This is a genomic window from Streptomyces sp. GESEQ-4, from assembly GCF_017948455.1.
GTDB lineage: Bacteria > Actinomycetota > Actinomycetes > Streptomycetales > Streptomycetaceae > Streptomyces.
Map to the genome: position 1 here is coordinate 62,251 of NZ_JAFFSU010000002.1, position 13,506 is coordinate 75,756.

Here is a 13,506-nt window from a genome sequence, read left to right on the forward strand (position 1 = left end):
TGGGCCTGCCGTGAGGGCACGCGGCCGAACTCGCCCAGGTCGGCGTCCCGACGACGCTCGTGGAGCGCCGCCACACCGAGTCCCCTCTCACCCGGGCGTTCGCTGTCCACGCTCGCACCCTGGAAGTCCTCGACGCGAGGGGGACGGCCGACGAACTGGTCGCCGGGGGCGCCCGATCGACAGGGTCCGGGTGTTCGGCGCGGCCGAACTGGACCTGGCGCGGTCGCCCACCCGGTTTCCGTTCGTCCTGGTGACTCCGCAGTACGAGACCGAGCGTGTGCTCCGGGAGCGGGCCGAGGCGGTGGGCGCGGAGATCCGGCCGGGGACGGAGCTGGTCTCACTGCGGCAGGACGCCGACGGGGTCGAGGCCGAACTGTGCGGGCGGGACGGGACGGTGCGCACCGAGCGGACCTCGTACCTGGTCGGTGCCGATGGCGTGCACAGCACGGTGCGTCGCGCGGTGGGGCTGCCGTTCGTGGGCCGTTCCTCGGTGATGAGTTCGGTGGTTCTGGCCGACGTGCGGCTCGCCGAGCCCCCGGCTGACGTCCTCACAGGCAACGGCACCGGGGACGGCTTCGCCTTCGTCGTGCCCTTCGGCGACGGCTGGTACCGGGTCATCACCTGGTACCGGCACCGCCGGCTGCCCGACGACGCGCCCGTCACGCTGGAAGAGGTGCGCGAGGACACCCGCCGCGTGCTCGGCACCGACTACGGCATGCACGACGCCCGCTGGCTGTCGCGGTTCCACAACGACGAGCGTCAGACCTCGCACTACCGGCAGGGCCGGGTGCTGCTGGCCGGCGACGCGGCCCACACCCATTCGCCTGCCGGCGGGCAGGGTATGAACACCGGGCTGCAGGATGCCTTCAACCTCGGCTGGAAACTGGCCGCGACCGTGCAGGGCCGCGCGGACGACGCCCTGTTGGACAGCTACGAAGCCGAGCGCCATCCCGTCGGGCAGCGGGTGGTGCGTATGACCGGGGCGCTCATCCGGCTCGTCGTCCTGCGCCCGCCACCTCTGCCGGCCGTGCGCGGGCTCGCCGGCCGGACCGTCCTGCGTGTCGGGCCGGTCGCCGACAAGGTGGCGGGGGCGCTGTCGGGGATCGCGATCCGCTATCCGGCCGGGCCGGGCGGTCATCCGTCGGTGGGAGCCCGGGCGCCCGACCTGCCGCTGTCCGGTGAGTCAGGGGCGAGCAGGCTGTACGAGGCGCTGCGGACGGGGAGATTCGTCCTGCTGACGGCGGACCCGTCCGAGGCGGCCACGCTCGACGGGCGGATGGCGGACGCGGTCGACGTCCACGCTGTGGCGGACCGCCGCGCCACCGCCGTACCGCCGCTGATCCTCGTACGCCCGGACGGCCATGTCGCCTGGGCCACCGACGAAGCCGACCGCGGGCACCGCCGGCGCGAACTGACCGCCGCGCTGGATCAGTGGTGCACAGACAGCGCCGGACCGGTAGGCGACGCGTGAGTGACATGTGCCGTGAGACTCCGGGGTACCCGACCGGCAGTGACACATCGGCAGGTGACCTGGTGTGCGTCTCTACCACAGTCGGCCAACCGAGCCCGGATATCGCCGTCGACGCCATGGCCGTGGCTTCCGTTACCTCGACGTCGAGGGACAAGTGCTGCGTGACCCGCGGGAGTTGGACCGTATCCGGGCGCTGGTCATTCCGCCGGCCTGGCAGGACGTATGGATCTGCCGCAGGGGCAACGGACATCTGCAGGCTGTGGGTACGGACGCCGCCGGGCGTCGCCAGTACCTGTACCACACGCAGTTCCGCGCCGAGCAGGACCAGGCCAAGCACGGGCACGTGCTGGATGTCGCCGAGGCGCTCCCGGCCCTACGGGCCGTTGTCGAGGGGCACTTGAGCGACCGGGGGCTGACGCGCCGACGAGTCCTCGCCACCGCAGTGCGCCTGCTCGACCTCGGGCTCTTCCGTATCGGCAGCGATCGGTACGCCGAAATGAACGACAGTTACGGGCTTACGACGCTGCTGCGGGAGCACGCTCGCTGCCGGGCCGGCGCGGTCCTGTTCACCTATCCCGGCAAGGCAGGTCAAGAACTCGCCCACACCGTCACCGAGCCCGCCGCCTGCCGCAGTCTGAGGGCGCTGCTGCGGCGCAGGAACGGCGGTGACCGGCTGCTGGCCTACTGGGAGCGGGGTGCCTGGCACGACGTGAGCGGCGACGAGGTCAACGCGTACCTCAAGGAGATGTCCGGCCTGGACATCTCCGCCAAGGACTTCCGTACCTGGCACGCCACCGTCATGGCGGCGGTGGCGCTGGCTGTCTCACAGCCCGTCGCACGCAGCGAGACCGCACGACGCCGTGCCATCGCCCGCGCGGTGCGCGAAGTGTCCCGGTATCTCGGCAACACGCCTGCGGTCTGCCGGGCTTCCTACATCAATCCACGGGTGATCGAGCTCTACGAAGAGGGGGTGACGATCGCCGACGCGCTGCCCCACCTGGGTGAGGAGGCCGCGGACGGCATCCCTGCCACCCACGGCCTCCCTGAACGAGCCGTCGTGCGCATGCTCCGCAACGGGGAGCGCCTCTGAACGACCGACTGATCCGTACCGATGTGACTGTGGCTCAGTCCTCGCCCCGTACGACGTTCCAGTCGTCCCCGCGCCGCAGCTGACCCGCGTCGCCGTCGATCGTCGCGCGCATACAGGTCCGTATGCTCTGCCCACGTACGCGGCGTGCCCTCGCCCAGCCTGTCTCGGGTCGACGGACGGCGGGGGTCGTCTTCCTGGCTTCCACAGTCACGGCGGTTCATCTTCTTTCTGCGTCCGGCCCGTCGCGGTCCGGTTCGTTCCTTCGCCCCGTAGGGCTCACTCATGCTGAGCGACCGAGTTTCCATTCGGAGCTCGGGGAAACGTTGGTCAAGACCAACGCTCAATGGAGCGGCGGCTGGTGGGGCCGGCGGCTTGAGGTACACCGTCGGCGAGAGCTTGGAGGAGTCCGTCCGCGCAGTCCGGCATGGCACCCCGCCGGAACCTGGCACCGATCTCCTGGACCACTTCCGCCACCCGGGCATGCCGCCGGCGCGCGCCGTACTCGTGCCGGCCGTGGGTGAGGATCACCCCGACGACGGGTCGGATGGTCCTCGATCTGCGGCCCGTGCAGGGGACCGCAGACGAACACCAGGTGGGAGTAGTCCTCGGGGCGAGCCTGCGCCAGATGCGGTCCGGCGGGTCGGAAGCCGGGACTCCAGCCGACGTCGTGGTCCAGCCCCGCCCGTTCGAGCAGTTCCCGCACCCGGTGCAGCGCCAGCACGTCCCCGGCGGTCGCCTCCCCGTCCGGGAAGCCGACGCCGACCGGGCCGGCAATCACCGTGACCTGTCGGACGGCATGGGTACCCGGTGTCGCACGGACGCGCACGGCGCCGAGAGGCCCGGCGCGGCAGACGACCGCCAAGGAGGAAGAGATGAGCACGGTCAAGGAAACGGTGGATGTCGAGGTCCCCGTGCACACGGCCTACAACCAGTGGACGCAGTTCGAGGACTTCCCGAACTTCATGGAGGGCGTCGAGGAGGTCACGCAGCTCGACGACCGGCACAACCACTGGACCACCAAGATCGGCGGGGTCCGGCGCGAGTTCGACACCGAGATCGTCGACCAGATGCCGGACGACAGGATCACCTGGAGGTCCATCGGCGGCGACGCCGAGCAGCGGGGATCCGTCCGCTTCCAGCGCCTGGACGACATGCACACCCGGGTGGAACTGACGATGGACGTCGAGCCCACCGGTGCCGTCGAGAAGGGCGGGGACATGCTCGGCGTCATCGATCGCCGGGTGAAGGGGGACCTCCGCCGCTTCAAGGACTACATCGAGCACCGCGGCGGCGAAAGCGGTGCCTGGCGCGGACGGATCCGGCCCGGAGAACCGAACGCTCCCCTCTGATCACGAGACACCGCGCTCACCGGTACCCGGTCGGCCCGCACGCGGACACAAGCTGTCGGCGTGCGGGCCGATGCTGTCGGCCGGCCGATCCGGTCGCGGGATCACGTCACCGTCTGGTCGCTGCGGCTGCGGTCGTGCTGCTGGAGGAAGACGAGCAGATCGGCGACGGTGAGTCCGGTTTCCGCCGGGTGACGCAGGACGGTGTCCGCCTGGATGCGGTAGGTGTTGGTTCTGCCCTGCCGGGTGTGGGTGAGATAACCGCCGCCCTCCAGGTCGGCGATGATCTTCTGCACAGCCCTTTCGGTGAGCCGGCAGCGTGCGGCGATGTCCCGGATGCGGGTGGCGTGATCGCTGGCGATGGCGGCCAGGACGCGTGCGTGATTGGTGAGGAACGTCCAGCCGGTGTGCGGCTCAGGGGCTTCAGCCATACCCTCCAGATTAGGACATGGCTTTCATGCGTTCAAAAACCTGAAAGAGATTTCCGGTATCCCTTGACGTGTAACGGTCTGCGGGGGAGCCTGAATTGGAGCCACTGTCCTCGCTGGAGGCCGCCATGCAGCAGCTACAGATCCCGCATCGCTCCGTCGCAGCGGACGAGGCGGTAGCCGGCACTCCGGTCAACCCGGAGGAGGCCGTGCCGTACGAACCGGCGATCCACACGCTGGTGCAGGACGGCACCGTGATCGTCAAGGTCTGCGGTGAGTTGGACATCGACAGCGAGGAACTGCTGCGGAGTGTGCTGGAGGACTCCGTCAGCCGGTGCGCACGCCGTGTGGAGCTGGACCTGAGTGGTGTCACGTTCTGCGACTGCTCGGCGCTGAACCTCCTGCTGGCCGCGCGGCGGAGTGCCGAGCGGCACGGCAAACTCGTCACCATGCGGGCGTCCAGTCCCGCCGTGCACAGGCTCCTGGTCAAGACGGACACGTGGCCGCTGTTCGCGGGCACCCAGCCGATGGAGGACGCTCTGAGCGAGGGTCAGGAAGACCTGCGGAACGAGGTCGCTCAACTGCGCCGCGCCATGCGGACGCGCCCGGTCATAGACCAGGCCACGGGGATTCTGATGGCCACGTTCTCGCTGAGCGCCGAGGATGCGTGGGCCGTACTGGTCGCTACCTCCCAGAACACGAACACCAAACTCCATCAGATAGCCGAGGAACTCCTGACGGCCATCCATGGTGAACCGCTGCCCGACACGCTGCAAACGCACTTGGCCGCGGCGGTGAACGGACTTCGCGACCCAACGGCAACGTCCGGCTAGCCGGGCGCACCGAGCGGACGGGCGGCCAGCGCCTGGGCGACGCCGTTGAGGTTGTCGGCCATGGCACGGCCGGTGCGGTGGGCCCACTCGTGGCCGCGCTGCTCGTCCAGGTAGTCGGGGCCCGGGCCGGGGCCGAGGTGCCAGTAGGTCCACGCCTGGCCGGGAACGGTGTATCCGATGTCCGCGAGGGCACCGGAGATCTCGCTGATCACGTGGTGGGCCCCGTCCTCGTTCCCGGTGACGACCACGCCGCACACCCGGTTGTAGGCGACCGGACGGCCCTCGTCGTCCGTCTCGGTCATCATCGCGTCCATCCGTTCGAGCACACGCTGGGCAACTGAGGAAGGGCGTCCCAGCCAGGTGGGCGAGGCGATGATCAGGATGTCCGAGTGCAAAAGCTTGTCGTGCACTCGTGGCCACTCGTCGCCGTCGCCCGCGTCCGTGACGACACCGGGAGCAATGTTCAGATCGACGGCCCGGACGACCTCCACGTCCACCTTCTCCTCGGTGAGCCGCTCTCCCACCACGGCTGCCAGGGCCTCGGTGTTGGAGGGCTCGGGAGACGGCTTGAGCGTGCAGTTGATGATCAGTGCCTTCACGGTTTGTCCGCCCTCGGAGAAGTAGGCGTGCCCGCCAGGTCAGCGGGCCGACGGCTTTCCCGAGTACCCAACGGCCTCCGTCATAACGGCCACGGCAGTCGTGTCCGCACCCTGCTCATCCGAGGCTCGGGCCGCCGCGCACAAAGAGGCAGAAGGGATGGCCCACCGGGTCGTACAGAACGCGTACATCGTCCTGGGGTTGGAAGTCCGCGACTGTCGCGCCCAGGTCAAGGGCCCGCTCGACAGCTGACGGCAGATCGTTCACCTCGATGTCGAGATGCATCATCATCTGCTGCCCGGATCGGTTGAAAGGCCACTGCGGGCGCGTGAACAGCGGCTCGGTCTGGAACGACAGTCCGACAGAGCCGTCGGCCGGTGCGATCTCCACCCAGCCCGGCTCCTCCTTCTGCACCGGCCATCCGAGAAGGCTCTGGTAGAACCGCGCGAGCTCATGGGCCTCCGGCGCATCGAGGGTGGTCGCTGCCAACGTGAAACGCGGTTGCGGCTTCATGCGGTGCCATGCCTCCTTCGGTCGCCTAAGTGTCCTTACCCGCGATCACCCTCGGTTACTATGCTCGCTTCATGCCGGAGGCCGGCTGCCGTGAAGTGCAAGGCTGAAGAGACGGATGGCCCGGGACATGCTGAAAGAGGTCACCGCGACCCGCTACATCACGCCCCTGCGTGAGGGCGGCTCGCTGCCGGGGCTCGTCGAGGGCGACGACTTCGGGACCTACGTCATGAAGTTCACGGGCGCGGGCCAGGGCCGCAAGACGCTCGTCGCCGAGGTGGTGTGCGGTGAACTCGCCCGCCGGCTGGGCTTCCGAGTGCCCCGGCTCGTGACGATCGACCTCGACCCGGTCCTCGGGCTCGGCGAACCCGACCAGCAGGTGCAGGAGTTGCTCAGGTCCAGCGGCGGCACCAACCTCGGCATGGACTTCCTGTCCGGCGCCCTCGGCTTCGACCCGCTCGCCTTCGAGGTGACCCCCGAGGAGGCCGGGCGGATCGTCTGGTTCGACGCGCTGGTGGGCAACGTCGACCGGTCCTGGCGCAACCCCAACCTGCTGATGTGGCACGGCGACCTGTGGCTCATCGACCACGGCGCCACGATGATCTGGCACCACAACTGGCCCGGCGCCGAGACCTCCGCGGCCCGCCCGTACGACGCCTCGGACCACGCGCTGGCCCGCTTCGCCCCCGATGTCGCCTCCGCCGCCGCCGACTTGGCTCCGCGCGTCACCGAGGACCTGCTCGGCGAGGTCGTCGCCGAGATCCCGGACGCCTGGCTGGCCGGTGAACCCGGCTTCGACACCCCCGACGATCTCCGGCGGGCCTATGCGCGCCCGCTGCTCGCTCGCGCCGCCGTCGTCCACGAGCGCGTCACCGGGATCCGCGTCACCGGAATCGAGGAGGGCAAGTGAGCGAGCGCCACATCCACATGGCCGGCCATGTGGTCGAACGCCACATCATCCGGGGCGGCGAGCAGAACGACCGGGATGTCTTCGAGTACGCCCTCCTGCGGGTCGTACCCCGCATCGAGCGCGGCGAGTTCGTCAACGGGGGCGTGCTGGTGTACTGCCGGGCCCAGGGCTACGTCGGCGCCCGCACCCATCTCGACGAGGCGCGGCTGCTCGCCCTCGACCCGGGCGCGGACGTGGCCGGCATTCGGGCCGCCCTCGGGGCCGTCGAGAGGGTCTGCCTCGGCGGCGAGGCCGCGGGGCAGGCCGGGGGCGATGACGCCGGGCGGCGCTTTCGCTGGCTGATCGCGCCCCGCTCCACGGTCGTCCAGCCGGGGCCCGTGCACACCGGACTCACGTCCGATCCGGCGGCCGAGGCGCAGCGGTTGCTCGATCTGTTGGTGAAGTGACCGACCGGGTAATGGATCACATGCGCGCGGTTGCCGTTGACACCGCGTGCCAGGGCTTCTAGCGTCACGTCATCGAAGGTACTAAGCGGTCGCTCACCCGAGGAGAGTCATCCATGTCCACCACTGAGCAGCGGGTCGCCGTGGTCACCGGCGGAGCACGCGGCATCGGCGCCGCCACCGCCGTACGACTGGCCGCCGAGGGCCGCGCGGTCGCCGTGATCGACCTCGACGAGGCGGCCTGCAAGGACACCGTGGAGAAGATCACCGCGGCCGGCGGCAAGGCGATCGCGGTCGGCTGCGACGTCTCGGACGAGGCGCAGGTCGAGGCGGCCGTCGCGCGGATCGCCGAGGAGCTCGGCGGGCCGACGATCCTGGTGAACAACGCGGGCGTGCTCCGCGACAACCTGCTGTTCAAGATGAGCGTCTTCGACTGGGACACCGTCCTGAACGTGCATCTGCGGGGCGCCTTCCTGATGTCGAAGGCCTGTCAGAAGCACATGGTGGACGCCAAGTTCGGCCGGATCGTCAACCTCTCCTCGTCGTCCGCGCTCGGCAACCGCGGCCAGGCCAACTACTCCGCCGCCAAGGCCGGCATGCAGGGCTTCACCAAGACGCTCGCCATCGAGCTCGGCAAGTTCGGCGTCACCGCCAACGCGGTCGCCCCTGGCTTCATCGCCACCGAGATGACCAAGGCCACCGCCGACCGGGTCGGCATGGGCTTCGACGACTTCAAGGCCGCCGCCGCCACCCAGATCCCCGTGCAGCGGGTCGGTGAGCCGGCCGACGTCGCGAACGCGGTCGCCTTCTTCACGGGCGAGGACGCCGGATTCGTCTCCGGCCAGGTGCTGTACATCGCCGGCGGACCGCTCGACTAGGGACCAGGGACATGACTTCACAGCTCCCCGAGCTTTCGGGCAAGGTCGCGCTCGTCACGGGCGCCAGCCGCGGCATCGGCTACGGCGTCGCCGAGGCGCTCGTCGCGCGCGGTGACCGCGTGTGCATCACCGGCCGCAACGAGGACGCCCTCAAGGAGGCCGTCGAGGCGCTCGGCGCCGACCGCGTCATCGGAGTCGCCGGCAAGGCGCACGACGTGGCGCACCAGGCCGCCGCCGTCGAGCGCACCATGGAGGCCTTCGGCCGGGTCGACTTCCTGGTCAACAACGCCGGTACGAACCCGGTGTTCGGGCCGATCGCCGACCTCGACCTGGATGTGGCCCGCAAGGTCTTCGAGACCAACGTGATCTCGGCGCTCGGCTTCGCACAGAAGACCTGGCACGCCTGGCAGAAGGACAACGGCGGCGCGATCGTCAACATCGCGTCCGTCGCGGGCCTCGCGCCCTCGCCGTTCATCGCCGCCTACGGCGTCAGCAAGGCCGCGCTGATCAACCTGACCCAGCAGCTCGCCCACGAGTTCGCGCCCAAGGTGCGGGTCAACGCGATCGCCCCGGCCGTCGTGAAGACCAAGTTCGCGAAGGCGCTGTACGAGGGCCGCGAGGACGAGGCCGCCGCGTCCTACCCGCTGGCCAGGCTCGGCGTGCCCTCAGACATCGGCGGCGCCGCCGAGTTCCTCACCTCGACGCAGTCCGACTGGATCACCGGGCAGACCCTCGTCATCGACGGCGGCATCTTCCTCAACGCCGGGGTCGGCTGACAGAGTGCGGTGGGCGCCGGTGAGGGTCTTCACCGACCTTCTCCCGCGCCCGCCCGCACCCCTCACGAGGACTCGAAAAACCGTCACAACCGGGCTGACCCAGAGCTGTGCCAGCCGAGTGGAAGCGGTTCCAGGGGCCTGCGGTATCGTTCGGCCACTTGTGTACGGCATTTCGAGGAGCATGCACGTGTTCAATCGGAACCGAATCTCGCCGCCACTCGCGGTGATCGCGTCCATATCCATGGTGACCGGGTGTGGTGTGTTCTCCTCGGACGCCTCTGACGACGCGGACCCGATCATCGTGGGGACAACCAGCGCGCCGAGCACCCTGGACCCGGCCGCGGCCTGGGACAGCTCCTGGGAGCTGATGCGTAACGTCTACCAACCCCTTCTGGGCTACTCGCCCGGTTCGACCAAGCCCGAACCCGACGCCGCCGAGAGCTGCGAGTTCACGGACAACTCCAGCACCGTGTACACATGCACGCTGCGCGAGGGTCTGAAGTTCTCCAACGGGCACGCGCTGGACGCCGAGGCCGTCAAGCACTCGTTCGACCGGATCAAGGAGATCAACGTCAACGGTGGCCCCGCGGGCCTGCTGACCACCCTCGACCGGGTGCAGGTGAAGGGTGACCGCGAGGTCGTCTTCCACCTCGGCCAGCCCGACGCGACCTTCCCCCTGGTGCTCACGACGCCCGCCATGTCGATCGTGGACCCCGAGGAGTACCCCGCGGACAAGCTCCGCGAGGACGGGAACATCACCGGCTCGGGGCCCTACAAACTCTCCTCCTACGAAGACGGCGAGAAGGCCGAGCTGGCCCGCAACGAGGACTACAAAGGCCTGGCGGAGATCAAGAACTCCGCCGTCACCATCCGGTACTTCCAGCAGTCGGACGAGCTGGTCACGGCGCTGAAGAGCAACGACATCTCGGTCATCTACCGTGGCCTCGGCGCCTCGGACATCGTGGACATCCAGGTCAACCGCGACAAGGAGGGGCTCCAGATCATGGAGAACCCCACCACCGAGATCAGCTATCTGGTGTTCAACCCCAAGGACAGCTGGGCCAAGAACCCCGCGGTCCGCAAGGCGGTCGCCCAGGTCATCGACCGCAAGGCGCTCGCCCACAACATCTACAAGGACACCGTCGAGCCGCTGTACTCCATGATCCCCAGGGGTCTGGTGGGCCACGGGACGGGCTTCTTCGACGACTACGGCAACCCCAGCGCGGCCAAGGCGAAGGCCATCCTCACCGAGGCGGGCATCAACGAAACGGTTCCTCTCACGCTCTGGTACACCACCGACCGTTACGGCTCCCAGACCAAGCCGGCCTTCGAGGAGCTGAAGCGACAGCTGGAGGCGTCCGGCCTGTTCACGGTCACCCTGAAGAGCCGCCCCTGGAAGACCTACTCGGAGGGCTACCAGAAGGGCGAGTACCCGGTCTTCGGGCGTGGCTGGAACCCCGACTTCAACGACCCCGACAACTTCATCGCGCCCTTCGTGGGCGAGCAGAACGCGCTCGGCACCCCGTACAACTCCCCCGAGATCACCACCAAGCTGCTGCCGCGGTCGCGCGAGGAGAGCGACCGCGGGGCCGTCGCCGAGGAGTTCGAGGAGGCCCAGCAGATCCTCGTGGACGACGCGCGGCTGATCCCGCTGTGGCAGGGCAAGGCGTACACGGCCGCGAACGAGGAGATCGCCGGTCTGGAGAAGGTCATCGACCCGGCGACGATGATGATGATGTGGGAGCTGTACCGGAAGACCAGCTGGTAGTGCGGTAGCAGCGCCGATTGTCAGTGGTCGCCGGTAGGTTCTGGGGCATCGAAGCGACCACACATCGTAAGGAAGTCGACGTGACCGACATCTCCATGCTGCCCGAGTCCTGGCGCGGGGTTCTGGGCGACGAACTGCAGCAGCCCTACTTCAAGGAGCTGACGGAGTTCGTGGAGGAGGAGCGGGCGAAGGGTCCTGTCTACCCTCCGCGTGAGGAGGTCTTCGCCGCGCTGGCGGCGACGCCGTACGACAAGGTGAAGGTCCTGATCCTCGGCCAGGACCCGTACCACGGCGAGGGCCAGGGGCACGGCCTGTGCTTCTCGGTCCGCCCGGGAGTCAGGACCCCGCCCTCCCTCCGCAACATCTACAAGGAGATGCAGGCCGAGCTGGGCACGCCCGTCCCGGACAACGGCTATCTCATGCCGTGGGCCGAGCAGGGCGTGCTCCTGCTCAACGCGGTGCTCACGGTCCGCGCGGGCGAGGCCAACTCGCACAAGGGCAAGGGCTGGGAGAAGTTCACCGACGCGGTGATCCGGGCCGTGGCCGACCGTCCCGACCCGGCGGTCTTCGTCCTGTGGGGGAACTACGCGCAGAAGAAGCTCCCGCTGATCGACGAACAGCGCCATGTGGTGGTGAAGGGCGCCCACCCCTCGCCGCTGTCGGCGAAGAAGTTCTTCGGCTCCCGTCCCTTCACGCAGATCGACGAGGCCGTCGCCCGGCAGGGCCACGAGCCGATCGACTGGCGCATCCCGAACCTCGGCTGACCTGGAGCGGGCCGGCCCCCTGGGTCGGCCCCGCCTCGGCGGGATTGTCGGTGCCTGCGGTTAGCGTCGTCGCAGAGCGACATCGGCGACGGGCTGGGAGGGTGCGGTGGCGGAGCGACAGGAGCAGGCGGCGCCGGATGCGGTCATGACCCGCATCGGCCAGGTCGTCATGCTGCACCACGCGGGCGACCGCGAGGAGGCCCGGCACCGCTTCCTGGGCCTCTGGGCGGAGATCGGCGTGACCGGGGACCCACTGCACCGCTGCACCCTGGCGCACTACATGGCCGACACACAGGACGATCCCGTGGACGAACTGGCCTGGGATCTGCGGGCGTTGACCGCGGCGGAAGAACTCACGGACGAGCGGCTCGCCGAGCACGAGGGGGCTTTGGCCGCGCGGGCGCTGTATCCCTCCCTCCATCTCAATCTGGCCGCCGACTATGTGAAGCTGGGCCGCGCCGAGGCCGCACGTGCACACATCCGACAGGCACGAGGCGCGGTGCACGCTCTGGGGGACGATCCCTACGGGGACGGCGTACGGGCGGCCATCAGCCGGCTGGAACTGCGGTTGGGGACGTAGCGCGGGGACCCCATGCGCGGGAATCCCTCAACGCCCGTACGTCTGCTCGCAGATCTTCGACTGCGGGCTGTCCTGTGGCCAGCCGCCGTACTGTCTGCCGAGATCACAGACATCGCCGAGGTGCGTGGGAACCGGCTGGGTCACCTGGGCACGCGGCCGCTGCGGTGCCTCTGGAGTCCGCGGTGCCGGACGCGGTGGGCGCGGGCGTGAAGGCGCCGGTTTCTCCGGGGTCGGCGCCGGTGGGGGAGGCCGTCGCACCGATGCCGTCGGCGACGGCTCACGGGGAGGTCCGATCCGCTCCAGTGCCTCCCGCGCGGGCGCCTGCACGATCTGCGGCTCCGCGCTGGCGTCCGGCCGGGCAGGAACGGTCCGGGACGGCGGCGCCGAGGGCCCCGACGCGGGCGGCAGTTGGACCGTCACACAGCCGGAGAGGGCCGAGGCAGCCACGGTGACCAGGAGCGTTGCGGTGGTCGACGTTCGATGCACGCGCGCAACTCTGCTGCGTCGGCTGCCCTCTCGGGCGGCGGACAGCGCAGGATGCCCCACATGGGTGATCGGCGCCGCCGTCAGTCGCCGGTGCCGCCGTCGATACGCTCGCGGATCAGGTCGGCGTGGCCGTTGTGGCGGGCGTACTCCTCGATCATGTGGGTGTAGAGCCAGCGGAGGTTGAACTGCTCGCCGGAGCGTCGGCTCCTGCCCTTGGAGAGGTCGTCCAGGTCGAAGCCGGCCGCGTTGCGCCGGGCGATGTCGATCTCGGCCCGCCACGTGGCGTGCGCCTCCTCCCAGCTGTCCTCCTCGTTGACGTGGAAGTCGCCGTCCGGATCCTCGTCGGAGTAGTAGATGGGCCCCGCGTCCTCGTCCATGAGCACCTTGCGGAACCAGCCGCGCTCCACCTCCGCCATGTGCCGCACCAGCCCCATCAGGGAAAGCGTGGACGGCTCCACGGAGGCGCTCCTGAGCTGGGCGTCGGTCAGGCCCTCGCATTTCCACGCGAGGGTCTCGCGGTGGTAGTCCAGCCAGCCCTCCAGCATGGTGCGTTCGTCGGCGGTGTTCGCGGGTTCACGGCGCTCGATGGTCATGCCTGCATCCTGACCCAGCCCGCCCCGCCCCAC

The 13,506-nt window shown here is 69.3% G+C and carries 17 protein-coding genes and 1 pseudogene; 12 read left to right on the forward strand and 6 right to left on the reverse strand.

Going from position 1 to position 13,506, the window contains the following annotated elements; all coding sequences use genetic code 11:
* The first annotated feature begins 59 nt into the window (after window positions 1-59).
* From KCH48_RS42860 to KCH48_RS05650, 3 genes are all read left to right on the forward strand, one after another.
* Window positions 60-254 (forward strand): FAD-dependent monooxygenase, encoded by a 195-nt coding sequence (locus KCH48_RS42860; protein WP_307840814.1) that lies wholly within the window; start codon window positions 60-62, stop codon window positions 252-254.
* On the forward strand, window positions 191-1,471 hold the full coding sequence (locus tag KCH48_RS05645) for an FAD-dependent monooxygenase (protein WP_246884899.1): 1,281 nt from the start codon (window positions 191-193) through the stop codon (window positions 1,469-1,471). Before KCH48_RS42860 ends, KCH48_RS05645 begins: the two co-directional genes overlap by 64 nt.
* A gap of 64 nt (window positions 1,472-1,535) precedes the next feature.
* Window positions 1,536-2,561, forward strand: a complete 1,026-nt coding sequence (locus tag KCH48_RS05650; protein ID WP_210571012.1) for a DNA topoisomerase IB — start codon at window positions 1,536-1,538, stop codon at window positions 2,559-2,561.
* 34 nt (window positions 2,562-2,595) lie between these two features.
* Here the strand turns inward: KCH48_RS05650 and KCH48_RS05655 are convergent, their stop codons facing one another.
* Window positions 2,596-2,772 (reverse strand): hypothetical protein, encoded by a 177-nt coding sequence (locus KCH48_RS05655; RefSeq protein ID WP_210571013.1) that lies wholly within the window; start codon window positions 2,770-2,772, stop codon window positions 2,596-2,598.
* Between the two features lie 248 nt (window positions 2,773-3,020).
* Window positions 3,021-3,339 (reverse strand): annotated as a pseudogene (locus KCH48_RS42045) (polysaccharide pyruvyl transferase family protein); the annotation flags it as partial.
* Window positions 3,340-3,433: 94 nt separating this feature from the next.
* On the opposite strand from KCH48_RS42045, the gene KCH48_RS05660 reads away from it, so the two are divergent.
* Window positions 3,434-3,910 (forward strand): SRPBCC family protein, encoded by a 477-nt coding sequence (locus KCH48_RS05660; RefSeq protein ID WP_210571014.1) that lies wholly within the window; start codon window positions 3,434-3,436, stop codon window positions 3,908-3,910.
* Window positions 3,911-4,011: 101 nt separating this feature from the next.
* Here KCH48_RS05660 and KCH48_RS05665 read toward each other — a convergent pair whose 3' ends face one another.
* Window positions 4,012-4,338 carry a helix-turn-helix domain-containing protein gene (locus tag KCH48_RS05665; RefSeq protein WP_210571015.1) on the reverse strand — a complete coding sequence of 109 codons (327 nt, stop codon included), beginning with the start codon at window positions 4,336-4,338 and terminating at the stop codon, window positions 4,012-4,014.
* Between the two features lie 125 nt (window positions 4,339-4,463).
* On the opposite strand from KCH48_RS05665, the gene KCH48_RS05670 reads away from it, so the two are divergent.
* Entirely contained in the window at window positions 4,464-5,168 is a 705-nt protein-coding gene (locus KCH48_RS05670) for an ANTAR domain-containing protein (RefSeq protein WP_210571016.1), read from the forward strand.
* Here KCH48_RS05670 and KCH48_RS05675 read toward each other — a convergent pair.
* Together KCH48_RS05675 and KCH48_RS05680 are read right to left on the reverse strand one after the other, a co-directional pair.
* Window positions 5,165-5,767, reverse strand: coding sequence for a flavodoxin family protein (locus tag KCH48_RS05675; protein WP_210571017.1), 603 nt, complete (start codon window positions 5,765-5,767; stop codon window positions 5,165-5,167). The two genes, KCH48_RS05670 and KCH48_RS05675, sit on opposite strands and share 4 nt — an antisense overlap.
* Before the next feature lie 115 nt (window positions 5,768-5,882).
* Window positions 5,883-6,278 (reverse strand): VOC family protein, encoded by a 396-nt coding sequence (locus KCH48_RS05680; protein WP_210571018.1) that lies wholly within the window; start codon window positions 6,276-6,278, stop codon window positions 5,883-5,885.
* Between the two features lie 127 nt (window positions 6,279-6,405).
* Between KCH48_RS05680 and KCH48_RS05685 the strand changes: the two genes are divergently transcribed.
* The 7 genes from KCH48_RS05685 to KCH48_RS05715 all read left to right on the forward strand — a co-directional run bounded on the left by KCH48_RS05685 (window position 6,406) and on the right by KCH48_RS05715 (window position 12,394).
* Window positions 6,406-7,185 carry a HipA family kinase gene (locus KCH48_RS05685; RefSeq protein WP_210571019.1) on the forward strand — a complete coding sequence of 260 codons (780 nt, stop codon included), beginning with the start codon at window positions 6,406-6,408 and terminating at the stop codon, window positions 7,183-7,185.
* Window positions 7,182-7,631 (forward strand): DUF3037 domain-containing protein, encoded by a 450-nt coding sequence (locus tag KCH48_RS05690; protein WP_210571020.1) that lies wholly within the window; start codon window positions 7,182-7,184, stop codon window positions 7,629-7,631. Before KCH48_RS05685 ends, KCH48_RS05690 begins: the two co-directional genes overlap by 4 nt.
* Window positions 7,632-7,744: 113 nt before the next feature.
* The gene (fabG, locus tag KCH48_RS05695) at window positions 7,745-8,506 is read left to right on the forward strand and encodes a 3-oxoacyl-ACP reductase FabG (RefSeq protein ID WP_210571021.1); all 762 of its coding nucleotides are present in this window, start codon (window positions 7,745-7,747) and stop codon (window positions 8,504-8,506) included.
* An 11-nt stretch (window positions 8,507-8,517) separates the two neighbouring features.
* Complete coding sequence (locus KCH48_RS05700) at window positions 8,518-9,282, forward strand: SDR family oxidoreductase (protein WP_210571022.1); 765 nt, start codon at window positions 8,518-8,520, stop codon at window positions 9,280-9,282.
* 187 nt (window positions 9,283-9,469) lie between these two features.
* Window positions 9,470-11,050, forward strand: coding sequence for an ABC transporter substrate-binding protein (locus KCH48_RS05705; protein WP_210571023.1), 1,581 nt, complete (start codon window positions 9,470-9,472; stop codon window positions 11,048-11,050).
* An 80-nt stretch (window positions 11,051-11,130) separates the two neighbouring features.
* On the forward strand, window positions 11,131-11,814 hold the full coding sequence (gene ung, locus KCH48_RS05710) for a uracil-DNA glycosylase (protein ID WP_210571024.1): 684 nt from the start codon (window positions 11,131-11,133) through the stop codon (window positions 11,812-11,814).
* Between the two features lie 106 nt (window positions 11,815-11,920).
* A complete protein-coding gene (locus tag KCH48_RS05715) occupies window positions 11,921-12,394 on the forward strand; it encodes a hypothetical protein (RefSeq protein ID WP_210571025.1) in 474 nt (157 codons plus the stop codon).
* Between the two features lie 566 nt (window positions 12,395-12,960).
* Here the strand turns inward: KCH48_RS05715 and KCH48_RS05720 are convergent.
* Entirely contained in the window at window positions 12,961-13,473 is a 513-nt protein-coding gene (locus KCH48_RS05720; RefSeq protein WP_210571026.1) for a DinB family protein, read from the reverse strand.
* Window positions 13,474-13,506: the final 33 nt, after the last annotated feature.